26 protein-coding genes are annotated in these 25,474 nt (G+C 33.9%); 8 read left to right on the plus strand and 18 right to left on the minus strand.

Annotated features, from left to right (window positions below; translation table 11 throughout):
• Positions 1-21 precede the first annotated feature (21 nt).
• From MUB18_RS17220 to MUB18_RS17235, 4 genes are all read left to right on the plus strand, one after another.
• Positions 22-1,782, plus strand: coding sequence for a RagB/SusD family nutrient uptake outer membrane protein (locus MUB18_RS17220; protein WP_248754007.1), 1,761 nt, complete (start codon positions 22-24; stop codon positions 1,780-1,782).
• Between the two features lie 94 nt (positions 1,783-1,876).
• Entirely contained in the window at positions 1,877-2,764 is an 888-nt protein-coding gene (locus tag MUB18_RS17225; RefSeq protein ID WP_248754008.1) for an endonuclease/exonuclease/phosphatase family protein, read from the plus strand.
• 256 nt (positions 2,765-3,020) lie between these two features.
• Positions 3,021-3,293, plus strand: a complete 273-nt coding sequence (locus tag MUB18_RS17230; RefSeq protein WP_248754009.1) for a hypothetical protein — start codon at positions 3,021-3,023, stop codon at positions 3,291-3,293.
• Between the two features lie 9 nt (positions 3,294-3,302).
• The gene (locus MUB18_RS17235; protein ID WP_248754010.1) at positions 3,303-4,316 is read left to right on the plus strand and encodes a hypothetical protein; all 1,014 of its coding nucleotides are present in this window, start codon (positions 3,303-3,305) and stop codon (positions 4,314-4,316) included.
• 100 nt (positions 4,317-4,416) lie between these two features.
• On the opposite strand, the gene MUB18_RS17240 is transcribed toward MUB18_RS17235, so the two are convergent.
• A complete protein-coding gene (locus MUB18_RS17240; RefSeq protein WP_248754011.1) occupies positions 4,417-4,731 on the minus strand; it encodes a hypothetical protein in 315 nt (104 codons plus the stop codon).
• A gap of 155 nt (positions 4,732-4,886) precedes the next feature.
• Here MUB18_RS17240 and MUB18_RS17245 point away from each other — a divergent pair, with 155 nt between their 5' ends.
• From MUB18_RS17245 to MUB18_RS17255, 3 genes are all read left to right on the plus strand, one after another.
• The gene (locus MUB18_RS17245) at positions 4,887-5,225 is read left to right on the plus strand and encodes a hypothetical protein (protein ID WP_248754012.1); all 339 of its coding nucleotides are present in this window, start codon (positions 4,887-4,889) and stop codon (positions 5,223-5,225) included.
• A gap of 355 nt (positions 5,226-5,580) precedes the next feature.
• Entirely contained in the window at positions 5,581-6,837 is a 1,257-nt protein-coding gene (locus MUB18_RS17250; RefSeq protein ID WP_248754013.1) for a hypothetical protein, read from the plus strand.
• A 611-nt stretch (positions 6,838-7,448) separates the two neighbouring features.
• Positions 7,449-8,531 (plus strand): type I restriction endonuclease, encoded by a 1,083-nt coding sequence (locus MUB18_RS17255; protein ID WP_248754014.1) that lies wholly within the window; start codon positions 7,449-7,451, stop codon positions 8,529-8,531.
• An 80-nt stretch (positions 8,532-8,611) separates the two neighbouring features.
• Here the strand turns inward: MUB18_RS17255 and MUB18_RS17260 are convergent, their stop codons facing one another.
• From MUB18_RS17260 to MUB18_RS17325, 14 genes are all read right to left on the minus strand, one after another.
• On the minus strand, positions 8,612-8,968 hold the full coding sequence (locus tag MUB18_RS17260; protein ID WP_248754015.1) for a hypothetical protein: 357 nt from the start codon (positions 8,966-8,968) through the stop codon (positions 8,612-8,614).
• 234 nt (positions 8,969-9,202) lie between these two features.
• Positions 9,203-10,330 carry a DUF4236 domain-containing protein gene (locus tag MUB18_RS17265; protein WP_248754016.1) on the minus strand — a complete coding sequence of 376 codons (1,128 nt, stop codon included), beginning with the start codon at positions 10,328-10,330 and terminating at the stop codon, positions 9,203-9,205.
• A gap of 313 nt (positions 10,331-10,643) precedes the next feature.
• Complete coding sequence (locus tag MUB18_RS17270; protein WP_248754017.1) at positions 10,644-11,831, minus strand: TerC family protein; 1,188 nt, start codon at positions 11,829-11,831, stop codon at positions 10,644-10,646.
• Positions 11,832-11,881: 50 nt separating this feature from the next.
• Positions 11,882-13,393: a helix-hairpin-helix domain-containing protein gene (locus MUB18_RS17275; RefSeq protein WP_248754018.1), complete on the minus strand. Its 1,512-nt coding sequence runs from the start codon at positions 13,391-13,393 to the stop codon at positions 11,882-11,884.
• Positions 13,394-13,396: 3 nt separating this feature from the next.
• Positions 13,397-14,851: a PP2C family serine/threonine-protein phosphatase gene (locus MUB18_RS17280; RefSeq protein ID WP_248754019.1), complete on the minus strand. Its 1,455-nt coding sequence runs from the start codon at positions 14,849-14,851 to the stop codon at positions 13,397-13,399.
• A 3-nt stretch (positions 14,852-14,854) separates the two neighbouring features.
• Entirely contained in the window at positions 14,855-15,901 is a 1,047-nt protein-coding gene (locus MUB18_RS17285) for a TerY-C metal binding domain-containing protein (protein ID WP_248754020.1), read from the minus strand.
• Between the two features lie 8 nt (positions 15,902-15,909).
• Complete coding sequence (locus MUB18_RS17290; RefSeq protein ID WP_248754021.1) at positions 15,910-16,548, minus strand: vWA domain-containing protein; 639 nt, start codon at positions 16,546-16,548, stop codon at positions 15,910-15,912.
• Between the two features lie 2 nt (positions 16,549-16,550).
• Positions 16,551-17,189, minus strand: coding sequence for a vWA domain-containing protein (locus MUB18_RS17295; RefSeq protein WP_248754022.1), 639 nt, complete (start codon positions 17,187-17,189; stop codon positions 16,551-16,553).
• A gap of 147 nt (positions 17,190-17,336) precedes the next feature.
• Entirely contained in the window at positions 17,337-17,948 is a 612-nt protein-coding gene (locus MUB18_RS17300) for a TerD family protein (protein WP_153198468.1), read from the minus strand.
• Between the two features lie 6 nt (positions 17,949-17,954).
• Positions 17,955-18,509 (minus strand): TerD family protein, encoded by a 555-nt coding sequence (locus tag MUB18_RS17305; RefSeq protein WP_248754023.1) that lies wholly within the window; start codon positions 18,507-18,509, stop codon positions 17,955-17,957.
• Positions 18,461-19,306, minus strand: a complete 846-nt coding sequence (locus tag MUB18_RS17310) for a phosphoribosyltransferase family protein (RefSeq protein WP_248754024.1) — start codon at positions 19,304-19,306, stop codon at positions 18,461-18,463. Before MUB18_RS17310 ends, MUB18_RS17305 begins: the two co-directional genes overlap by 49 nt.
• 12 nt (positions 19,307-19,318) lie before the next feature.
• Complete coding sequence (locus MUB18_RS17315; RefSeq protein WP_248754025.1) at positions 19,319-19,975, minus strand: HAD family hydrolase; 657 nt, start codon at positions 19,973-19,975, stop codon at positions 19,319-19,321.
• Positions 19,976-19,980: 5 nt separating this feature from the next.
• Positions 19,981-20,163: a hypothetical protein gene (locus MUB18_RS17320; RefSeq protein WP_248754026.1), complete on the minus strand. Its 183-nt coding sequence runs from the start codon at positions 20,161-20,163 to the stop codon at positions 19,981-19,983.
• Positions 20,144-20,719 (minus strand): TerD family protein, encoded by a 576-nt coding sequence (locus MUB18_RS17325; RefSeq protein ID WP_248754027.1) that lies wholly within the window; start codon positions 20,717-20,719, stop codon positions 20,144-20,146. Before MUB18_RS17325 ends, MUB18_RS17320 begins: the two co-directional genes overlap by 20 nt.
• Before the next feature lie 424 nt (positions 20,720-21,143).
• Between MUB18_RS17325 and MUB18_RS17330 the strand changes: the two genes are divergently transcribed.
• Complete coding sequence (locus MUB18_RS17330; protein WP_248754028.1) at positions 21,144-21,353, plus strand: type I restriction enzyme HsdR N-terminal domain-containing protein; 210 nt, start codon at positions 21,144-21,146, stop codon at positions 21,351-21,353.
• 115 nt (positions 21,354-21,468) lie between these two features.
• On the opposite strand, the gene MUB18_RS17335 is transcribed toward MUB18_RS17330, so the two are convergent.
• The 3 genes from MUB18_RS17335 to MUB18_RS17345 are packed head-to-tail and all read right to left on the minus strand — an operon-like array spanning position 21,469 to position 25,133.
• Positions 21,469-22,029 (minus strand): thermonuclease family protein, encoded by a 561-nt coding sequence (locus MUB18_RS17335; RefSeq protein WP_248754029.1) that lies wholly within the window; start codon positions 22,027-22,029, stop codon positions 21,469-21,471.
• Between the two features lie 21 nt (positions 22,030-22,050).
• Positions 22,051-23,007: a hypothetical protein gene (locus tag MUB18_RS17340; RefSeq protein WP_248754030.1), complete on the minus strand. Its 957-nt coding sequence runs from the start codon at positions 23,005-23,007 to the stop codon at positions 22,051-22,053.
• Positions 23,008-23,018: 11 nt separating this feature from the next.
• A complete protein-coding gene (locus tag MUB18_RS17345) occupies positions 23,019-25,133 on the minus strand; it encodes a phospholipase D-like domain-containing protein (RefSeq protein WP_248754031.1) in 2,115 nt (704 codons plus the stop codon).
• Between the last annotated feature and the right edge of the window lie 341 nt (positions 25,134-25,474).

Raw genomic sequence — 25,474 nt, forward strand, 5'->3', positions numbered from 1 at the left:
ATCGTATAAATCAGTTAAATCATGAAAACGAATAACACGTATATAAAATTTGCGGCATTTGCAGCAGTTCTTCTCTTCAATTCCTGTAACGATCAATATCTGGAGCGATACCCTTTATCTGAATTAGCTCCAGAGAACTATTTTCGTACAGCATCAGAATTACAAACCTATACCAATGCTTTTTATAGTGATCTACCGGATGCATTAGCGATTCACTATAACAATCCCAATCAAGGTGATGATGAGGCCCGGAATACATTAGCTGCCGAATTTCAAGGTACGCGAACGACTCCATCTAGTGGCGGAGGATGGAGTTGGACGGTGCTGCGCAAGATTAACTTTTATTTAGCAAATTCACATAAATGTGCCGATGAAGGAGCGCGCTTGCAGTATGATGGAGTAGCTCGATTTTTTAGAGCATACTTCTATTTTGACAAGATTCAGCGATTTGGTGATGTGCCTTTGTACGAAACAGTAAACGAATTGGATGACCCTGCCATGTTTAAAGCAAGAGATTCACGAAAAATTGTTTTTGCGAAAGTTATAGAAGATCTTGACTATGCTATCGCAAACTGTCGTGACACGAAAAGTGCGCAGCTGATAACCAAATGGACAGCCTTGGCCTACAAATCAAGGATGTGTCTATTCGAAGGTACCTTTCGTAAATACCATGGCTTAGGAGATTGGGAAGCCATCTTGGAAGAGGGAGTAAAAGCCGCTGATGAGCTGATGAAATCGAATACCTATAGTATCTATAAAAGTGACATAAAAACAGCCTATCACGAACTTTTTATTGCAGAGGATGCCATTGCTTCGGAGATGATCTTGTCCAGACAATATAGTGCTGCAGTACCGTATGTGCATTCGGCCAATTTTTATATCCTGTCTGCATCTTATGGCCGGCCGGGAATGGTGAAGCAATTGGTCAATAGTTATTTGATGAAAGATGGCACCCGCTTTACCGATAAGCCTAATTTTGAAAAGATTGGTTTCTATGAAGAGACGCAGAATAGGGATCCGCGTCTATCTCAGACTATACGTACTCCAGGTTATAAAAGGATCGGTGCTACGACGACATCAGTACCTGATTTTGCAACATCAGTTACAGGATATCAATATATAAAATATATACTTGCTCCCGCATTTGATGCAGGTCAGTCGACCAATGATATGCCGATCATAAGATATGCAGAGGTATTATTGAATTATGCAGAAGCGAAAGCTGAATTAGGAAATTTGACGCAGGCTGATATCGATCGCAGCATCAAACTACTGCGCGACCGTGTGGCAATGCCGAATCTGTTATTAAGTGCTGCAAACTCCGCTCCTGACCCCTATTTATTGGCAAGTTATCCTCATGTAACCAAAAGTGGACAGACTGGTGCCATATTAGAGATTCGTCGGGAGCGTCGTATCGAATTGGTTAAAGAAGGTTTGCGCTATCAGGACCTTCTACGTTGGAAAGAGGGGGCAAAGCTCGCTCAGCCATTCTATGGAATGTATTTTTCAGGAGCTGGAGAATATGATCTGGACCAGGATGGTAAGTTGGACTTGGTTATTTATCAAGGAACAGCGCCAACAAAAAAACCGGGCGTCCAATATCAAAAACTGGGAGAACTGGTATTAGAAAATGGCAGCAATGGTGGCCGCATTGTCAATTTACCAGACATTGACAAGAAATGGATAGAATCAAAAGATTATTATTATCCGATCCCGACTCAAGAACTTCAATTGAATGATAAACTGGAACAAAACGAGGGTTGGGACAAATCAGGTACCTAGTAAAGGCTTGATCGAAATCGTATGAGTAAGGTCGATGGACCTTGCTCCTATCTTTTATATCAATAGAATAGAACTTTTTAATTTTACTTATAATATGATGAAAAAAAATAGATTATTTCCTATAGTACTGATCCTTTGTATCGTGATGACTGCTCAGGTTACAATGGCCCAAGAGCATTTGAAAATCGTATCCTATAATGTACTATATGGACTCAAAAAAGATTCGATCAATATCGATCGATTTGTCAATTTTACGAAAGATTGGAACCCAGACGTCATTGCATTGGAAGAAATGAATGGATATACGCAAAAGACATTGGAACATTTGGGGCAACACATAAAACATGATTATGTGTTGCAATCTAAAGAAGAAGGCTTTCCGGTTGCCATAACATCGAAATATCCACTGGTAAATTTTCGTAAAGTCACAGAAAATATGTGGCATAGCTACCTATATGCGAAAATAAAGGGAGTGCATTTTTTTGTTATTCATTTTTCACCTTTTAACTATCAAAAAAGATTAAAAGAAGTGGCGGATGTGCTGGCTCAAGCAAAGGAAATCCCTGCCCATGAGCCGATCTTGATCATGGGCGATTTCAATTCGCTAGATGCATCTGATCGAGAGCAATACGGTAGTAAAGTTTTGGCAGGTATGTTGGAAAATGAAAAAAAGCATGAGCATATTCGTAATCTCAATAATGGCCAGATTGATTACAGCGTGTTAGGTAAATTAAAACAAGCTGGATTTCAAGATACATACCGCTTATTGCATCAAAATTTTGAAAGTACCGTACCAACATTTAAAGATGGGAATGGTCAAGTGAAACAAAGTGCAACAGGTGTACCGAAACGGATCGATTTTATCTGGGCTAATGCCCGCGCTGCTAAGATGGTGATCAAAAGTGGTGTTATAAAGAATGAATTTACCCATTATATATCTGATCATTATCCCACTTATGTGGAATTGGATCTGATGAAATAATAAAAAGCAAGTTTTCAAGAAAGAGTTCCGTAGTTCAACAATTTCGGGACTCTTTCTTTTGAGCATCTCTTAGCGCCAACAAACTCCGTGTCATCGGTCTCTTCCCTCCTATGCCATTCTAGATTTTCTGCTGTTGGGGGTGTTGTTTAATTTTCTGTAAACCCTTTGTTTGGTGTGTTTAATTTTAAAAATTATTAAACCAGATGAAAATACAACTAATTATTATTATCTTTATTGGAAACAATTATAAAAAAATATGAAAAAAATAATTTTACCATTTTTTTTTCTCTTTATTGCTCTACTGTCTTGCAATAAGGAGAATGTCGAAAAAGTAGACGAAAAAAACGATACTTCGAGAATAACTTTACTAAATTCAAAAAGTTATGACAGAAACTTTTTATTTATTGAAATGAGCAAAGCAACGGCCATTCCGGTTGATCAATTACGGTTTGAAGAAAACTTGAAATATTTTTACATAGTAGATTATGATAATCTCAAGCTAGATCCAATAAAATATTTAGGCCTATAATCGTACTTCATGAAAATTATAAAAAATTTTTTAATCGCATTTTTTGTTCTTTTGATGTGCAATAATGCATTTTCCCAAAATAATATTGTTAATGATGCTGATTTCAGTCCTCCAAACTCAGCACTTCAAAATGGCAAAATAATTGTACAAACTCATACCAATCAAGAATCTATAACTTTAGCTCTAAATCTAGTACGTTGGGCGGGAAGTGAAAGTAAACAATTAGAAGCTGAAGGATATTTTATTTTAGATATAAATTCAAGTGAGATTATATTATCAGATGCTGTAACTTTTTCAAATTCAGATTTTTCGCCCTCATATGCGATAATTAGTCAGCCAAAATTTATTCCTATAACTTTTAAAGCTAATTTAGTAAAAATAGGAGCTGTAAAGTTTAAGTTTCGTGAAAAAACAAATGGTGCCTGGACAGCCTACAGGTACTCCTCTAAAAACTTCACTACAGCATACTATATACCTCCTGTAGTTACTCCTGTCACAGAGATAAGTGGCCCCGATAATTTATGTACTGAAGCGACTTATACAATAACGAATCCCGGAGCAGTCACCCTTGAAAATGCGGTTGGTATCGCTACACTGACAGCTTTAAGTAATAACCAGTGGAAGGTGACAAGGACTGGACAAGCTAATGGTACTATTAAATTAACATCAACCCTAAACGGTATAAAATCTACTAAAGACATAAAAATAGGAGCGATAATAAATGGAGAAATATCCGGAATTTCGACGATTTTCCCTGGTAAGTATCACGATTATACTTTAATTTTAAACGATAATATTGCAAATTATCAAAATATTACTTTTGGAATTCCGGATGGCATGACTATGCAAATCTTAGCAAATAATAAGGTTAGATTAACCGCTGCAAGAAATTATGCCTTCGCCCCAGGTGAGACTGAGCATACAGTAACGCTTAATGTCACAGCCACTATTCCAGGATGTGGGATAGCAAGTATTGAATTTCCAATTACGGTAATTAATCCAAATCCAACTCCTATTAATTAAAGGCACAACTTCAAAATGTTGATAATAATGTTTTCAAATTCTCTTAATAAAAAATCTACTGTTTCTCTATCAATGTATTTATTTGGTGTAAAACAGTAGATTAAGTTGCTCCGGCAAAGGCTAGTTTATGAAGTACATTATATTTCAGCGCATTTTCAAATACAGGAGAGATATCTACTCCACCAGTTAATTTGATGAATTTAGTAATAGCTGCATGGCTTAAAGACTGAAGACCGCTCGCTACCCCTGCTTTATCAACGATATCTTTTAATGCAGTACCATTTATGTTTTTCATATCAAATTTTCCCAATTCTTTTCCGTGATTCGCGATCAGGCCTGTATCCAATAACAACACAATGGCGTATATTTTCACATCTCGCGTGATCTCCTTTTTTAATTGCTTTATCTGACTCATTTGTTTTGGTTTTCCAGCCATCAGTGGTCCAAATTATTTGATCACTAAGTAACAAAAACGACTCGCAAAGGTGTCAGCCTGCTCCAGCGCATTGAACTAATAATGAATTTAGGGTATCAACATGAGCCAATACGGCAGTTGAATATGGGCATTAAATGCAATATACCTCCTTAAAACTAATTCGATTTTGTGTGGGCAGTATCCTCTACTATATCCAAGTAGTATTTTCAGAATCAGAAATCACCAGATGTCTCCCCTCTCCATTAAATCAAGGGATCACAATTTACCAAGTTAGTGGAATGCTGAAAGGTGCATTTAAGAAATTAAGAAGATCAAGAAAATTTAAGAATGAGAAGGGTGATCATGTTCATGATGCTCTATACCTGATTCACAAACCGATGGACGAACGCTTAATAGGAAAAGTTAAGATTACAGTAGATTTTTCAAAGATAGCACAAAAAGTAGCACTTATGACCAACTATGAACACGAGTAGATTATGAGTAAGAGTAGATGAACCCGGTCTAGGGGTTATATAAGGTCACCACAAAAATCCTCTATATAACTTAATGGAAAAAACTAAGAAAACGCTTAATAACCCCATATTCTTCTGTGCAAATTGCCATATAAGGTTTCATCGAGGGTAGAATGAAAATCAATAATACGGGAAACCGTAAAAAGTAAATTTTACTATGCTTAGTTTTACTAAGATTATGAATTGTAATGAAAAATAACCGAGCGCAAATTAAATTGTAAAATATCCTTTAGTTTGAATTAATGAAAACCTAATATAGCACGAGAAAGAAGAAGTAACCACAAAATTTAATTTATAACCAAATACCATAAAATTTATGAAACACCTATTTAGAATATTGATCTTATTCATCTTTGTTCTATCTTCTTGTCAAAAAAAATCCAGTCAAGTAGATGATATATCATCAAGTGGAGAAACGATCCAGACTGGACAAATAACTTTAAGTCAGGCGTATGATCTATTACAATCAGAACTTGGAATTAAACTATTGTCACCTAACCAACAAACTAATTCGGAGAGCGTCAACACATTATCGACAAGTTGCCCAGCTTATCCGAGCATTAACTCGTTAAAATCTTACTTTACATTTAGAGCCTCGTCATCAGAGAATACACCAGTACGAGGAAGCTCAATTGCGATCAGGTACAATTTTAAAAAAGGTATGACTTACAATATCAGTTTTTCCACCTCTAATATAGCAAGAGGTACTAAAGGAAAACCACATTTTAGTCAATACAATAACCCAAGTCTACAAGCTGCTCTGGCAAATTCAAGTAATTTTATTACAGATTGTAATGGTTCAATTAATCTAAGCACTTTGGGATTACCATATCACAATATAGGAACGATCACGCCACAAATACACCCATATACTTCTGCTGATTTTACAGCGACATACACATCAAAGAGTATGACATTTGTTGCAGATAACTGTTATGAATATTTTTGGCTAAATGCTGTTGCGCCAACCGGAGATTATAGCAATGAGTTTGACATCGCAGGTTTTACTATCAAAGAGGTTGGCTCCGGCTTGATTATAGATGGGGCTTCAAACTTTACTAATGGTAACCAAGAAATATTCACAGTAAAGTTAGGTGGTTATACTGTGTCGGACTCATTTCAATGGGAAACTACTGGAAAATTAGAAATAGTAGGATCCAATGTTGGCTCTTCAGTAACTGTCAAACCAACTGGAAGCTTTTACCACGGATCGATCATAGCTAAAGAATTGGGTTGTGGTGTAATTGCACAAAAAGATTTTGGCATCCCACCGTCACAATATTCCAATTACATAACATTAGTCCAAAATGGAGTCTTAAATCCAGCTTATACAGCACAAATGCCTTCCTTTAGTTTAGTCGTATCTCCTCCATTACAAGGTAATGTTAAGATCACAGGAACACTATGGAATTTAGATAGTAATTGGGCTACAATGTGGCGCATTAAGGACCAGATACTAAATATAACACAAGTTAATTCCAGCTTTACTTCAGGCAAAGTTACTGCAGAATTTTTAATAGATAATATTAAATATACTAAAACTTTGAATGTCAAACTAGATCAGTTACCATAACAGATTTTTAATGAATATGAAGATTTTGCTGCATTCAATATTTTAAAAATATTGAATGCAGTGAAATTTATGAGTATTAGCTGATCAACCATAGTATACAAAGTTTTACTTAATTCCAATATATACCTGTCTGCACTTACGATAAATACAATCCTGCGTTGGGTGTGAGACATTTGATCAATAAATTATGATATATTAGTGATTAATTAAAAACCTTGTTTATAATTATACTGATTCTTTCAGTTCATTAAAACTCTTTTATTTTTTCTAATGTGGTTATTAGAAAAAATTAACTATATTACAGCAAACAATTATTACCTAGCAAATACAATTTATTTATACACAGTGCGCAGTTTTCTATTTCTTTAACTTCTTATTTAGTTCAGAAACGAATACGCTATTTGACATATCTGTTTACGGGAAACCACAAAGCCTACCATCTAATTTTAAGTAATTTTGGTGAGGTTATACTGTTGTAAGGAATACAAATCTCTACAGAGGGAACAGATAAAAGATATTAGTTGTTTATGGTAAGCATCAATTGTATGGCTGACTAAAGAACTAATAACTAACATGAATAATAAAGAATAACTTTTAGATAACCACCAATTATGGAAACAGATTTAAAAATGAAACTTGAGCAGCTTCACCAACGTGTAGATGCTTTAAAGGAACAAATTGGAACAGAAGAGGCAACAAAAAATGCATTCGTCATGCCCTTCATCCAGATACTTGGTTACGACATTTTTAATCCCACTGAGGTTATTCCTGAGTTCATATGTGATATTGGAACAAAAAAAGGAGAAAAAGTTGATTACGTAATTAAAAGAGATGGGGAACCGATTTTAATTATTGAATGTAAACATTGGAGGGGAAATGCTGATGCACATAATTCACAATTACATCGGTATTATCATGTTTCAAAAGCGCGTTTTGGTGTATTAACAAATGGTCACATTTATAACTTTTATGCTGATTTAGAGAAGCCTAATATAATGGATGAAAAACCATTTTTTACATTAGACCTCTCTAATCTTAAAGATTCAAATATTAAGATTTTAGAAAAGTTTACAAAAAATGGCTATCATTTGGAAGGAATACTCGATTCAGCTGAAGCTTTAAAATATATCAAAGCAATTCGTAAAGAATTTGAGAAAGAACTAATTGAACCGAGCGATGAATTGGTTAAAATGCTTGTCAGTAAGTTTTTTGAAAAACCATTAACTGCTACACGCATGATCGCTTTTAAAGAATATACTAAAAAAGCATTAGCAACTTCTATAAATGAATCAATTAACTCAAGATTGAAAAATGCGCTACATATTAATGATGCCATTTCTCAAAAACCTGCAGTATCTGTTGAACCTATCGATGAAAATATTGGCTCCGAAGCAGGTCCAAAAGTTATCACGACAAACGAAGAATTAGAAGGATCGCAAATTGTTAAAGCGATTTTAAGGGAACATATCCCCTCTTCTAGAATCGCTTTTAGAGATACACAGTCTTACTTCGGAATTCTTCTTGATGACAATAATAGAAAGCCATTAGCTAGACTACATTTCAATTCATCAAACAAGTATCTCGAAGTATTCAATCAAGGTAAAGACAAAGGCGAAAAGAAATTATTAAATGATATTGATGATATCTTTAATTATAAAACTGAATTGGTTGATGCATTAAAGAATTATGAGTAGATAAAGCTAATAGGTATAAATCAGTCTGTACTTATTCTTACGAAAATAATGACAGACTGATTTAATATTTGTTATAGCGATTATTTATGCTGCCAACATCTTCCTCCACCTGAGACTTTTCTTGTACAAGCTCCACCTTTTTGAGTTGGCGCTCCGCAATAACCAGAAGCAGTCGTTGCTCCTCCACCGCCACGAGAAGAGACAGTATAACTTGTCGCAGCTTCGGTCAGTCCTGAATTAGATGAAACACGAGAACCATTTTTAGTTATATAGACATGCATATTACTTGCGTTATTCACTAAAGTTTGTGCCGTTACATCGAGCTCGTAGACGACAGCATTGGGAAAGTCAATCTTCCAGCGCTTGCTTTGTCCCTTAACAGATACCACTCTCTCATTTGCATCCAGGTAAGTGATATGACATTGCTCGCATTCCACCTCATACCCGTAAACATCTTCTGTTGAATTCTCTTTGCTACAAGCAAATAAAAGCGGTAATAAAATACATAGTAAAAATTTCTTCATATTAATATTTATAAATAGTTTATCATGTCAATCCCCTGTGAACGGACATATTGAAACAAAGCTAATCAGGATTTGTACGCCATGTTTAAGGTATACCATAAGTACTCCTCTACAAAAAGCCAGTCTCTACATGTAGATATTTCGAATCTAGACCAATTGTTTAATAGATTGCTGATATGCTCTAAAAGCTTGACCAAAAGCTGCAGTTGCTTCGTAATTACTAAATTGATATTCCTCATGAACTCCTGTTGTGGTTCTTAATTTTATCTCTCCGTATCGCACAACTGGAATTTGATAGTTACCTTTAAACCGCTTATCTCGAGTGCCATTTTTATTAACCTTAGCCCAGGTCTGATCAATTATTTTTGTATCTGCTGGTACACCCTGAGTTTCTGTAAATCTTACATAACTCTGCTGTAGATTTATTTCATCCAACCCTATGACTGCAAAATCTTTATTTTTGCAGTACATCACAATAAAATTAGGATAGATATAGAGATCGGCACCGTTTGCATTTTGTAAGAATAGTGCTTGTACATCAGATTTCAATTCGGGTATTGACTTTATCCCAAAATGAACAGTATTGCGCTTTACAACTGTACTAGCCGAAGAACGGGTAATGCGACGGTCCTCATAGTGAGCACTTGTCACGTCCCATATCTTACGACTTTTTGTTAGTTCGATAAATGTAGTGACAAGTTCTTCATATTTATGTTTCGAGTCGGAATCAAAATAGACTTCTAGGTTGACAAAAGATGCTTCTATCTGTTCTTTTGTTTGTTTCAATGCTTCTACTTGAGCTTTTAAATCATTGGTTATTTGCTCTGGAATAGATTTATTGATCAATCCATAAATCAGCAAATAACTCATGGCTTTTTTGATTTTGCTAACCGTTAGGGCTATTCTAATTTTGGAAATATCTTTCTCCAATGATAAGCGCTGCTCCCGTGCTAGTAATATGGCCTCTTTTATTCCCTGCATATCTTGACTGGTGATTTCATGAATAGCTGCACTAAAGATATTATCGTACCTAGAATCTGAAGGTTCCAAATGTTGTGGAGAAATCGGTGATTCAAATGATGGTGAACTTCCATTAACAAGTTTCTGTCTATTGTATAAACCCAATCCTGGTATACCGGTGTTGAGATAGGTTCCAGATCTTCCTACCGTAATACCAGCTCCTTTTACACCTATTGAGGTTGAAATACCATTCTTACTAAAATTAAGATGGACACCAGGTATAATTTTTACACGTCTTCTAAAATCCCATGCCATAATACTGTTTCTTTAAATAGTTTTAATTGAACACAAAACTATGTACTCAAGTCGTTAATCCATTACGGCTAACCGTAATCCTTCCTTCGAATTCATGTATAAATTCGGCTATAAATCAATTACTATAATGAAATGTGACTCGTATCGTTATTTTCATTTCTCAAAAGCAAAATGCATATTGACAAATGATCATATATACACATTTTCATCACTTGGAGAAATCAAACATCACGGATTTTAATTATTGCTTGATTTAAACAAAAAAGAGATTAGTGTTAGTAATCTCTTTTTTGTTTATTGAGCATTTGCGCAATTAACTTTCTTCCCCACTACGCTTATTCTCCGGAAATATTAATGATGCTATAACGGAAAGTACCAAAACTCCTCCAACGACTCCTAATGAAACAGGAGAACTTATGTGAAACCATGGAGAGATAAGCATTTTAACACCTATAAAGGTCAAAATAACAGCCAATCCATATGGAAGTTTACTAAACATATGAATGAAATTTGATAACAAAAAATATAACGCCCGCAAGCCAAGAATTGCAAATATATTAGATGTATACAGGATGAACGGATCTTTTGAAATAGCAAAAATAGCAGGGATAGAATCAACAGCAAATAACACATCTGTGAATTCAATTACAGCTACCACAACTAGTAGAGGCGTAGCCATTTTTACATTATTTTGAACTGTAAAAAACTGATCACCATCATAATTATCGGAAACTTTCCAAAATTGCTTAATTAGTTTTGCCCCAGCAGTATTACTATAATCTTCACTTTCATCATCATCTCCTCCACCCCAAGATTTTATTCCTACTACTACTAGGAATAATCCAAATAGCGTCATTACAATATTGATTTCAGGTATTGATATATTATTGATATCAATGATATATTTAGTATTGACACCCAAAAGCAGTAAAATTCCGAATAGTAAAGCTATGATTAAAAAAAGTTTCTCCTCTTTAAGGTATTTTAATGCTAAAACAATAGATAATAGCCCTATAAAACTCCAAATGATATAATGTATTGAACTATTGTTTTGAATAAATTGACTTAAATAAGTTAAGTTAATAATTTCAACACCGGCAAAAATAAATATAGCTCTAAATATCAATGCACCGATTATCCCCCAGAAAAGTACTTTGTGATGTAGATGTTTAGGTACTTTGAAAAATCCAAATACTAGAATAAATACAAATAAATTATCTACAGATAATGCTTTCTCAACCCAATACGCTGCTTGAAATTGCGTAAATTTCTCTAAAGCCAAATCGTGTCCTCCAGCATCTTGATTAAAGACCCAATAAACAACGCCCGAAAAAGCCATTGCTAAAGAAATCCAAACAACACTCCAAATTGCAGCTTCTTTTGATGATACTTCGTGTGCTTTTTTATTAAAAACACCTAGGTCTAGTAATAACATAATAAGTATTACTATACCAAACCCCCAGACTAATCCAGGATGTAAATCTAAAATTCCTTGTTCCATTTTTATAAATTATTAAGGTTGATATATATTGAATGTGGTAGAAAAACAAACTATTTGTTTGTTAATGTGATATATAATAGTCGACCTCCTTCTTCATTAGAAAGAAGAATTTTTTTTCCATCTGTAAGTTCTACCATAGAATTAATAGGTATGTCTTTCTTATCTGTCAAATCTTTCATCCCATTTAAAGTTTGATTGACTAACACCCATTTATTTTGATAAAAAGTAAAATATCCAACAGGCTTTTTATCTTCTGCTGTTAGGTTCTCATTACGAATAACGTGTCGTGATACATGCCATTTGAAAAGATATTGATTATGATATGCCATTAATCGATGTCCTTCTGGCTTCCACACATCATCTTTAAATTTATAATAAAGATCAATGACCGGTAATGTTCCTTTGTGCGCAGTACCACAAAAAGGACATTTCGGATTGGCAGTATTGTCAAATACATACCACTTCTCATCACATGAAGGATTTTGACAAGGCTGAATCAGATCCACGGTTTTTAATAAAGCTGTTTCCCATTCATTAGCAATTGGACGAAGTATCGGATTATGTAGACCATCAATAAATGCTCGTTTAAATAAATCTGTCAAATATGGCCCTACTATTGTAAACGGAATCTTTTTAGGATCTCCCCAATTTATATCCCACTTCTTTAGATGATCGACTTTGACCTGATTGGTATGATCAGTCGGATGCTCAACAAATATGGCTTTCTCGCCCATAGCAAAAAGTTCATCCTTCTCCGAATCCAAATCCCATATTTTACCACCCCTTAATGGATGTCTTCTAAATAAGTACATATAAATTAAAACAGCTAATGCATGCAAATCTGTTTTTTGATTGGGTAAAATCCGATTACTATCACTTATCTTAAGATGCTTAGTAGTGAGGACTTCTGGTGCAATAAAATCTGCCGTACCGATCACTTCAGGGGGAAATAACCCAGGTACCACCAAACCATCGATATCGATAATAACAGCCGACTTAGAAACCGGATCTACAAGGACATTGTTATATGATAAATCAGAATGTGCCAAGCCCATTTGATGGAGTTTTTTTACACCCCGGCAAATATTTATTGCAATTTGGAAGTAACTCAACCAATCACCTAATTCGTTCTTATCCAAAGAAAGCGGATAATTTTTATTACGAAATGAAGGCGAAGTAAACCATTTACCGACCTTTTCCCCTCCTTTAATGGTTTCATTAGAGCAATAGCCCTTCTTAAAAAAGAATTTTGAATCATAAATAGGCACAATTACTCCTGTTTTTCCGTTCTTCTCTACGGCATCGTATGGCCACCTAAATATATCATTAAGATAATAATCTGATGCATTACCTTTTTTTATGTTTTCAAGATATAGAGTGACTATTTTTTTTATTCGATCCTTTTGATTAAAGTCTAAAGGATCTCGAAAAAAAGCGACTACATATTTTCTATTAGGAGCAAAATAAACATCTTTTACTCCTCCTTGTTTTGGATTTCCATCGTCTATATATTCATAATATTGTGACGAATTAATGATGGACTGAACCTTTATAGTACTCATGATCTAATAAATAATAGCTAAGGTTCTATCATCATGATTTCCTTTACTCCAGAAATCCATCCAATCCAATAACTGATCTTCAATATTCTCATCCTCAATAAAGTTCACTTTGATATTATCTTCATTTTCTCCTTCTAAATCACGAATAAATGATTGCCAAGTATCCAAATCTTCCAATTTATTTTCAGTAACAAATTTTGGATCATAAATACCATCAGTCATTAATATCATTTTTGAAAAATCAGTGAACTTATTGATATCAAACCTTAGTGCCATGTTAGAATTACTAAAAATTTCGGGCATCGTAATAAACCTGGTTCCACCACCAAACTCGCCAATATCCAATATATTTAATAGCTTGACTTCATCAAAATCTTCATTGATAATATTTATAGGGCAATCTCCAACACCAAAAGTTAGACTAACATAACCGAAATCAAATTTCTTAACTAAAGCAAATATTAAAGTTGTATTTAAATCTTTCAAATTAATACTTTCAGCTTTAGCAAAATCAACTAACATCGTATGAAGATTTCTAACATTCTTGTACAAAATATTAATGACATTAGATTTGACCTTTAAAATTTGATTCTCGACCTGTTCTTGACCTATCATGGGCTGTACATCTTCCAAATTCTCTACAGTACCAGCTATAGCATTTAGTTGCTCTGTGTCGGTTGGATTAAAATAATCAATTATATTATTCGATAGTTCTACTAATAATTCTTGATTATTAAAACTATCTACAATAAATTGTGAAGCGATTTTAGATCCTTCTCGAGCGTACTTTGCTGAACCAGCACCATCAGCGACTGCAACAATTTCCCATCCATCGACTAATTTTTTAACAGCAAAATCATCATCTCTAAAAGTCCCATCATGAGCGTGAGAACGTCCTCTTTTTGATGCCACAACAATCTTTTTATCTAAAAAAGTATCAAAAAAAGTATCCGTATCTGGTTTGGCAAATTTCATATTTCTATCGCTAGGTACATCCCTCCAAAGATCCTTGGGGTCAGCGTTTACGATAAAAGGAACAATTTTGATATCCTCACTTTGATTCGTATCCTGTTTACTATAAAATACAATTTGTAAATCTACACTGTGAGCTAAAGTAGGGACTCCGTAAATCTTGAGCTGCTCTACATCGAATGATAATCCAATAGTACTTAGATTTCGAACTTCCTTTATTCCAATATTTTTAAACTCTTGCAAATCAAAAATATATTCATATTTTTTTTTGACATGAGCATTCGTTATTGTAATATGCCTTTCCTTAAATTCTTCCTTTTCTCTATACATAGAAAATATTTTAAATATTTCTTGTTTTGTATCTGCAATCAACTTGGACAAGTCACAGACTTGAGCATTATCGATTAATTTTGAGATTGTATGCTCTACAATTTTATTTTCCTCAACATCAAACTCTTTTATTATTTGTTTTAATAGCGCTTCCATAATTTAGCCTAATGTTCTATTAATATCAAAACCACTTTCAGAACTGCCATAAAATCCAGAGTTTCCGCACCAGGGGCAAGTATTCTCTACTCCATCATCTATACAATGAATTCCCCCACAAACACAGGTAGCTAAGGCATATCGATTACCACAATAAGGGCACGGCGGATTTCCCCTAAGCTCATCTGTAGATATCTTCAAAAGATAATCCTGATGATTTGAGAATTCTTTATAGGTTATTTCATCTATTTTATAAGCTCCATCTACTTTATAAAATTTTGATTGTAGATCCATTAAACCAAAATCTTCAAACTGTCTTCTAAATTTTATTAAATAAAGCTTATCATTATGAGAGCATTTACCATTCAGAACAACATAATTATCATCTGGAATTTCAAATTGTTTTGCGGTATCTATTTTCTCTATAATATGACCATTTGCCTTACTTAAATTAATCCCCTCTTGTGATGTATTATTAATGTTTTCACTAGTCGCTTTTATCGAAGCTGTTATCCATCTAAAAAACTCCTTATAAGCATTTGCATTTGTATTGTTGAATAGCAATACTTGATCTGAAAGCTTACTCAATAAATTCAAATTTGTATTATCACCAATAGAAATAATAATTAGATTAGATTTTGTTCTGTAATTTGAATTCCAAAGTTCTATTGCAGATGTAGATTCATCGGTAGGAATACCATCTGTAAATAAAAATACAATGGGTTTCCAATCTCCCTTTCTCTCATAAGTAGTTTTGACTAGATCTGTATCAAAGGCCTTCATTAATTCTTTTAAACCATTCGCTATAGACGTTCCTCCCCCTATAGGAATCTTTGGAGGATAAAATGTAATAACATCTTGTAAAGGTGTTATGACTTTACTTTTACCTGCAAAACCAATTATTGAAATCCAAACAGTCTCTAAAGCATAAGGATCTGTTTTAAGTTCTTTAATAATCGTGGCTATACCATCTTGAACTTGTTCAATAGGTTCTCCTACCATGGATTCGGAAACGTCAATAAGGAAATAAACTGGCAATCTTCTCATCATGTACTGAATTACAAAACAATATTTAATTCACTGGGCGGAGGAGGCAAGGTTATCGCTTCTCCTGTCCCCTGGGATTTATTACCTGCTTCTATGGAAGAACTGACCCATTTAAAGAAAGTTGTCAAAGTGTTGGAATCTGTTGTATCCAACTTCACAACATCATGAGTTAATTCAGTTAAAAAACTCACTTCAGCTTTAGGTCCTGCTGCACAGCCGACTATTATCCCGAAATCAAGCGATTTGATCTTTGGTAAAAAAGACCTGTACTTTTGCAAGTCAGATGGCTTACCATCTGTAAAAATAAAAAGCAAAGGCTTCCAATCGCCCTTACGATCAGAAGAACCTTTAATCAGCTCACTACTAACAAGGTTATACACGCATTCCAGTGCTTCCCCAGTATGTGTTGGCCCACTCTCTGGACACTTTATCTCAATAGGATTGAAACTTGCTAGATCAACTAAAGGAATTATATTTTTCACATCACGATCAAATGTAATCACGCTGATATAAAGTGAATCCATCGCCTGAGGATCTGTTCTAAGCATACTAATAAGTCCATTAAACCCATTATTCAATGCTTGAATTGGTTCTCCATACATAGACCCAGAGGTATCTAATAGGAAATAAGCTAATAGTCTTCTTCCCATAACTATGCTACAATTACTAATTCTGAGGGAGGTGGAGGAAGTTGATCTAGACCCGTCACTTCCTTGCCGGACTCTTCCACTTTAGTAGAAGAAACAGATATTGAAGCTGTTACCCATTGAAAGAATTTAGAAATACTTTCAGAATCAGCATTATCCAGACGGACTACTGACGCTGTGATTTTTCTTAAAATAGCATCATCAGCAGCGTGGCCTGCTGCACAGCCTACAATTAACCCCTTGTTTACGTTTTTCAATTTTTTATACCCCTCTTCCCAATCATCTGTAGGAATACCATCAGTTATTATAAACGTCAAAGGCTTCCAATCTCCTTTTTGGTCTAAAGTCGTTTTTGCAACTTCAGTATCTAATTTATCTGCTAACAGGGATAAAGCCGCACCTAGTGAGGTGACCCCAGAAGCTTTTATATCAACCATCTGAAACGATGCTAAATCTGTTAAAGGGATTATTTGTTTCGCTTCTGTATCAAATGTGATGATACTTACATGAGCTGTTTCTATAGCTTGTGGGTTTTGACGCAGGGAATGCATCATCATTTGCACGCCGTTTTTCAATGCTTCAATTGGCTCTCCAGCCATTGATCCCGAAGTATCAAGAATCAGGTATACGGGTAATCTTCTCATAATTATTTACTATTAAAAAGTGGTCTAGAATTGGGAGGCAATTTTTTTCCATTTTTGTTTTTGATGTTGCCCCCCTATCTATTTGCAATACTTTGTTTCGCCCCAGTTATATCCAAAGCGCGCTTCCAAGAAAATGAAAACCCATAGTTATAAATAACTTTGTTGAACACTTCTAATTGTTTCCTCTAATTTCTTATCCTTAGTAGGCTCTCCAATTGCATTAAATTTCCATTCATTATTTCTTTTATAAAAAATACCCATGATCATAGATGTATGTCCTGAAAAATTACTCCCTTTTGCAATATTATAAGTAGCAAAAACTTCATTAACTCGTGTAGGTGTTCCTTCATATATGCGAATTGAAGCAAAAGGAATTGTTCCAAAATCATGTCCTCTAAAACTGTTTAATATAAAAGCAACAGAACTAATATTCGTATGTAGTTTTGTGAAGTCTAAAGTAATAATCTCATTATCCAAACCATCATCTCCATCCATATCACCTGTCAAATCATCACCACTATGCTTAATTGAACTATCTTTGGATATTAAATTTCCAAAATAGACGACATCAACTATATTTTTTCCATCATCAAATAATGCACAACTAGCATCTAAATCAACTGCTTCTTTTGAAACATTACCTAACCATCCTTTTTTTTCGATTGCACCCCAATTTACACCAACACAAATATTTTGAAGTTTTACTCCGTTATCTTTCTGAAGATTAATCCGTTGTCCCTTTTGTAAGTTAATTGCCATAATATGTTATTGATATCTATCTAAATAATCTTGTAAACCGCCTTTCATACCTGCCCCAACAGCTTCAAATTTCCATTCCCCATTCCTTTTATAGATTCTTCCAAATTCGACAGCTGTTTCTACAGAGAAGTCTTCATCTAATTCGTACTTTAATAATTCTTCACCTGTAGCTGAATCAACTATTCGGATAAAAGAATTACGTACTTGTCCAAAATTTTGGTTTTTAGTATGTGCATCATGGATCGTAATAACAATGCAAATTTCATTTGCATTAGCCTCGATTTTACCTAAATCCACAAGCAATTGTTCGTCATCACCTTCACCATCCCCTGTTAGATTATCTCCAGTATGTACAACAGCTTCATTTGGTGATTTTAAATTGTTATAAAAGATAAAATGATTGTCAGATAATATTTTTTTATCCTCTCCCAAAATAAAAACAGAAGCGTCTAAATCGTACGAACTTCCTGTGGAAGAATCGTTCGTGTCCCAGCCTAAGCCAATTGTGAACTTTAGAGATCTAATACTCTCTCTTTGTCCCTTTTGTAAGTTGATTGCCATAATTGTTCTAATTTTATAATATTGTTTTTTAATAAATCGATTAAGTGATAATTATTACTCACGGCCAAACTCATTAACTCATTTGTCTTTTCTGAGCTAATATTATTTACCAGCGTGTTAAAATCCATATCATTTAATTGCAAAAGATATTTTACTAAACGTGTGTTAAATTGGAAGGAATCGCCGTTTATAATATTTGTAATATCTTGCAATGATTGAATTGCGAAATAATTATAATGATTTTCTATATTGGGATGAATATCCTTGTTGATAAGCTCTGCATAATAAACGAAAAGGAACTCTCCCTTAACATGGTAATGATCTAATATTTTATTGATGGTAAATTCGTGACTTCCAGTAATTTTTATATCATCTAAGAAAATACAAAACTTACCATCTATATAGTGTCTGTCTATATAATAAGTATCATTAGCGATTAAACCTATCCTTTGATTAAAATCCATATTTCCATAATCATCTAAATAAGTTTGATTACGATGTATTTTACTTTCTTTACAGGCTCCACGACCATTTTTGAATAAGAATTGATTCAAGTTTTCTTTAAAAAAATAACATAAGAAATTTGAAGCTGTAGGAATAGAATAATAAGGGCTTGACAACACAATGATTTCATTTTGAGCTAATATTAAATCAAAATGTTCTTCAATAAATCCACTAAATAGTTCATTAGCAAATCGTTTAGCACAAGAAATATTTCCAAATTTGAAAAGGCTATAATCCTTTTCTGAAAAAGGACAATTTGATTGATCTATGATCTTATGTAGACTGTACGACATATAATTTTATTTTTATATTAAAATGGCCTGAAACCCATAATTTTTAGCGCCTAAATAATCAGCAAATTTATTATCTCCGATATGAACAACTTCACTTTTAGTTATACGTAAATGATCATTCACCTTGTTAAATACCATGTCAAATACGCTATGATTGGGTTTAGAAATACCAATTTCATCCGAATAAAGTTGAAACATAAAGTAATCTGATAATTCATAATCCATCAAAATCTTCCTTAAAGATTCTCCTGTAATAAAAGCTGTATTACTAAGTAGACTAATAGTTTTATTTTGATTACTTATTTTTTTAAATAGATCTTTTATATGACCATCAATAAGAATAGGTTTATATTTAAAAAACAGAGTATCTACTTCCTTCTGAAACTCTTGAAGTTGCTTATCTGATTGATTAAAACTGATTTTAAATTGATCAAGAATCAAATAATAAATGTGATTTGCATCAAAATGAATTCCTGTTGACTCACTTATTCTATTCGCTAACAAATCATAATATCTTACAGTCTCACCAATTTTTTCGATAGAAGAATCGATAGAAAAAAAATCTCTCAATAACCTATTTCTATTAATTTTAAATTGTGGATTAGATTTAATTAGTGTTAACCACAGATCAAAGGAAAAATGTTTATAAGCATCTATTTGAATATTCATAATCTCTAATTAAACTCCGTTAAAAAACTCATAACTAACCAATACCTATAAACACCATGAGCATGAGTATGATGAAATGTCTCCAGTTTGTCAACTGCGATTGATCGTATCTTAAAATCAATACCCACACTTCTTCCTTGAACTGAAGACCAGCCAGATAGGCTTAACCTATTTGATAATTTCTCCATGATAATATTTTGATAGAAAAAAAGCTAAATCTTCATTATAACCTATTCCTGATGCTTCAAATTTCCATTGACCATTACGTCTATATATTCTACCAAATTCGACAGCAGTCTCAATTGAAAAATCTTCTTCTAGTTCGTACTTAGCGACCTCTGTTCCAGTCCTATCGTCAACGATGCGGATATAAGAATTTCTTACTTGTCCATAATTTTGCTTTCGAGCTAATGCTTCATGAATCGTGACCACAATTAGAATTTCGGAGATAGCACAATCAACTTGAGATAAATCGAGCTGAATACTTTCATCATCTCCTTCTAAACTATTGCCTCCTGTAGGATCGTCACCAGTGTGATGCAACGCTCCATCCGGAGAATCTGTATTACCGTAAAAGATGAAAAAAGATTCTGATGGAATATGGCGACTTTCATTAATCATAAATGCTGAAGCATCCAGATCGAAATCATACCCAGTACCATCATTTGGATCCCAGCCTAATCCAATAGTCATTTTATCTAACCCTATATCAATCCTTTGTCCTTTTTGTAAATTAATGGCCATTACTGCTTGATTTATTTTAGAAGATCAATTATTAACAGAACAAAACTACATGAACATCTCATGGAGTGTATACGGCATCCCGTAATGAAAAAAAAATATTTTAAACAACCTAACTTGCATGAATAAGATATCCTTACTGTAAAACTAAAAGTCGTTAATCCATTACGGCTAACCGTAATCCTTCACGCATATTCCTGTTTAAATTTGATTTTAAATCAATGATTATTTTGGAAAATGAACTATTGCTCAAACTAGAGTAGCTGCACCTATGTGTAGGAAATCTAAAGGAACAAATTAGTACCGAATAGGTTACTAAAAATGCCATCGTCATGCCCTTTATTCAGTTCTTAGGTTATGATGTCTTGAACCAGACAGAAGTAATGCTTGAATTCATCTGTGATACAGATACTAAAAAGGGGAAAAGGTGGATTATGTTATAAAGAAAGATAATGAACCTATATTGATAATTGAATCTAAGGATTGGATGGAAAATGCTGACGCACATAACTCACAATTGAATCGTTATTTTCATGTGTCAAAAGCAAGCTTTGGCGTATTGACAATTGGTCATACGTACAACTTTTATGCATACTTAGAGAAGTCCAGTATTATAGATGAGAAACCAGAACTATGAGTAAAGAAAAATGGTCTTAATAGTATGTCCAACTATCAATTTAGATTCGCGTAGCCTAATTTGATAGTTGAACATAAAAAATTATATATAAACTTCTATTATTTCTAATAGAAGTTTAGTCAAATATTGGATTATCGTACAATTTCCAAATTCCTAAATGATTTGATTTTGCATAATTTTGATCTCGAACAAATTGAGATTCAAAACGTACATTGGGAGGTATAGTCATTAAAACCGCATAGCCATTCTTAATTAATTCTTCATTGATAAAGACATGATCAAGATAAGCATATGCCAATGTTCTACCGAAACGATCAAGGGAGTCAACATCAAATTCCAGCCTAATTTCCTTATTGAGGATCAAACTGTCAAGATGACTCTTTGAGACTTTACCAAAGGGATGTTTCTTTTTCTTAAAGGCGCTTCTTTCTTCTGGAGCATCTATACCAATCAGTCTAATTTTAACATTTTTACCAGCCTTATTTTTACCCCAAAAGGTATCACCATCTATCACTTTATAGACCTTTACATAACTTTCACGCGGCAGACTGCTCGTCGACATAAAGCCCTCAGATTTGAATGTTTGCTCTGAGTGAACGCAGCCCATAAGAAATACAATAAGAAAGAACAGTGCAATTATAACAAGCTTTACAGCGACATTAGTCCATTTATTCATAATAAGAAGAAGCTTAATGAACTACAATGTTTTGAGAAATTGCTCAAACTCTTTGTAAAACTGCTGTTTTGTATTGACCGCTGGGATAATCTTTACATTGGAAGCTCCGCTATCTTTCAACCACTTTTCCCAGATAACCTTGATAATCTGAAAATCCGTTGGTTGTACTTTTGAAACGCCATATTTATCGAGAGAACGATCTACCATTTCGGCAATAAATATGTTAGCATCCTTAAGATTAAAGTTGGTCTTATTGATCGCGTAAGATGAGTCTTGTGCTATAAACTCCTGCAACTCTGACTTGCCACTGGCGTTAAATGCTCTACGTATTTTTCCGATCATTTCTGGTCCCAATTTGTATCCTTTACCTTGGTTAGCGCTTTCGATATAGCCGTCCGTTAAAAGCAATACAACATTGGTATTCTTTTTATTGATAATAGCACTATCAGTCTCATTTAAGAACTGAGGTGATACATCTACCAATGAGGTTTTAAGGGTTTCATTAAAATAATTCCAAACATCGGCCCCTGTTTGATTTTGTAGTGAATAATCGTAAACGCGATTGACTTCATATGCAAATTCTTGTTTATCGGAATTCAACTCTTTACGGATATAATTAGATCTATCCAACTGCTTGGTTCCAAACTGGCTAAAATCGATCGTCATCTTTTTGGGATCAAACGACGAGCTGTTTAAAATCCCTTTGTTTATAAAATCAATTTTGTAAATATCGGACTGTCCTGATCTCCGATCATTTAATTTCAATAGATCATCAGCATGATCAATAACCTCTCGTATCAGTAAGGTATCATGGATAGGTTTGGGATATTTCATCGTATTGATCCGATTGGACAAATCTGGTGAGATAATGATATTATAATCCTTAATCATCACCTCTTTTTTTGCAGGTTTATCACAACTACTGCAAGCCACTAAAAATGGTAACACAACCAATGGCATTATATGCTTTATATTCATCTGCGTAATTATTAGTTGTTGAAAGCTGGAATATCTTGTAACAGTTCTTGTTTAACATCGGACTGTAATCCTAAATTGGAAAGCCATGCCTCACACTCTCTAACTGCCTCACGGGTTTTTGTTTCTGCTTTTAAGATGGCGTATACTTCATATAGATATTTGCTCCAACCTTCCATATAAATATTGACCCGATTTTCCATTTCAGCCTTAGAGATTGGTAACTTATCATTGTCAATCTGACTTTTGTATATTTGTCCAATATTGCTGATCCGCTCTTTAAATGTGAGCAGCTGCTGTTGCAACCTACCCACGCGCTCGTTTTGTTGGATGGGTAATTGCTGGATGTGACCGATCTTCTCTTCTTTAGTCACCTGTAAACTGACTAGCTCAGCTTGAATTGCATCATTCTCCAATTGAATTTTATTAATCTGTTCTTGGTATTCTTCCATATCGGCTTGATGACTTTGTGCCATATGTTTGCTTTTTTGTTGCTGAAAAGAAAGATTGCGTTCGTTGATTTGATTCATAAATTTTTCAAAAAAGAAACTGAAAAGAAAAACACCCAATGCCCCAAGGACAAATACCAACCAGAAATTACTATCTTGGAGAATACCCGAGAGTTTTAGCTTTTCATCAATCTGATTGGTCTGAAATTCAATATCATTGATATTTTTAGAGACTTTATAGGCAATAAAAACATCAACAACAATAATTAAAATCATCCCTATGTTATCGATAAATAAACTTTGAACCTTTCTAATGAAGCTTGGCTTTTGATCGTCTTGCTTTCTTTTTTGAACAAATAAATCATTAAAAACTTTATACATACCTAAGGATAAAGGAATGGAAACAAATAAAATGAGAAATAAGATACCTCCAAAACCCTTAGTCCATATTTTAGAAATAGCTTTAGGATTAAATACTTCTGGCGATTCAGTACTCGCTGATCCTAAAAGGGTCAATTCTTTTATTTCCTCTTTTGAGAAAATAAAAATATAAGCTACTGAAGAATAAAAGACATATATATATAATGCGAGTAGCAAGGTAATACCCCCCAAAATAAACATGATAGGCTTGTTCATAGCGGGTTTCACAAATTCGATCTCTAGCTCCTTAATCTTTTGCTTCAAGGATGAAATCTTACTTTCTATAAAAGGAATCTTTGTCGTATTGTTTGAGGCTATCTGCAAACGTTTTTCATCGATTTTGCTCGTCAATGTATTGATATCCGAATCTATATTCTGCTTGTCAACTGCAGCATTATTTTTTATCTTTTCAATCTCATGCTCCGTCTTAAATTCCATATTCGTTGAACTTAGCTTTTGCTGTTCATCTATTCTTACTTTCAAACGTTCTTTCTTCTCGGCGATGACGTCAATTTCATTAATAAAATTAGAATACAGACTATCCATGGCTTGATGAAGGATTTGATGGTCGCCACTGTTCTCATAGGCACGATTGTATCCACTAAGTTTTACTAGGTCCTTATCAAAGGCTCCAACTTCTGATGCAATAATATTGTCTAATACATCTTTATACTCCTTGAGTGATTGTTGCTGAAAATTAAGTTCTTGAACAGGTTGGGAATAAATTATAGTTTGCGGTTCTGTTTTCAATGGTATAGGGTTTTCTCTTTTTTCTGATTGTACAATATCTTCTAACAGTTCACCATTATTGATCCTGATGGCGCGGGAACGAATTTGATGAAATGTTTCCATATGTTCTGTTACGGTTTTTGAATAATTTGTAATGATAACGCTTACATGATTATTCTTCGAATTGTTGCTCCAATTATAAGAACCTGTAATAACCACATTTTGATCAATAACACAGAATTTTTGATTCATCATTCCCCAGCCTACATTCTTGACCTTGGTCACCTCTGCGCCAAGTTTCTCTAATAATGAAAAATCTAATTTTTCATTATCTGGCTGGTCAGATATGATGATAAGAACTTTCACTTGCCGATCAAGACAGCCTTGGACTGCAGCAAATAGTTCATTGTCGGTAAACCAAGCCATTGCAATCAATACCTCGGTTTTAGCTTTTGAAAGCTCTTGCTTAACACGTTCATTGATACCCCTGCTATCCGACAGTGTATCTTGGATCAAATGATCTGAATTCATAAGTGTTTTTAGTTAATATGGTTAAAATAACTTTTCTGATGGTTTATTAACATCGATCCAAAATTATCAATAACCGAGTCTAATATGATACGGTTTCCCGTAACTAAAACAAGTATAATAACGATGTACTAATTTAAAATAATGGATAAAAAGAATTAAGAAAAAGCAATAAGAAATGCTCTATTACAGATCGATTGCGAAAGAATAATTTATTTGAGCAGAAATAAAAAAGGCTATCTTACGATAGCCTAATATGAGGTTTATAATTACTAAATTGAGTTACGTGATGTTCAATGACGTGATTTTTTTCACAAAAAAAACACAGCACATAAAATATGATT

The sequence above is a fragment of the Sphingobacterium sp. PCS056 genome (genome assembly GCF_023273895.1).
In the GTDB taxonomy this organism is placed as follows: Bacteria; Bacteroidota; Bacteroidia; order Sphingobacteriales; family Sphingobacteriaceae; genus Sphingobacterium.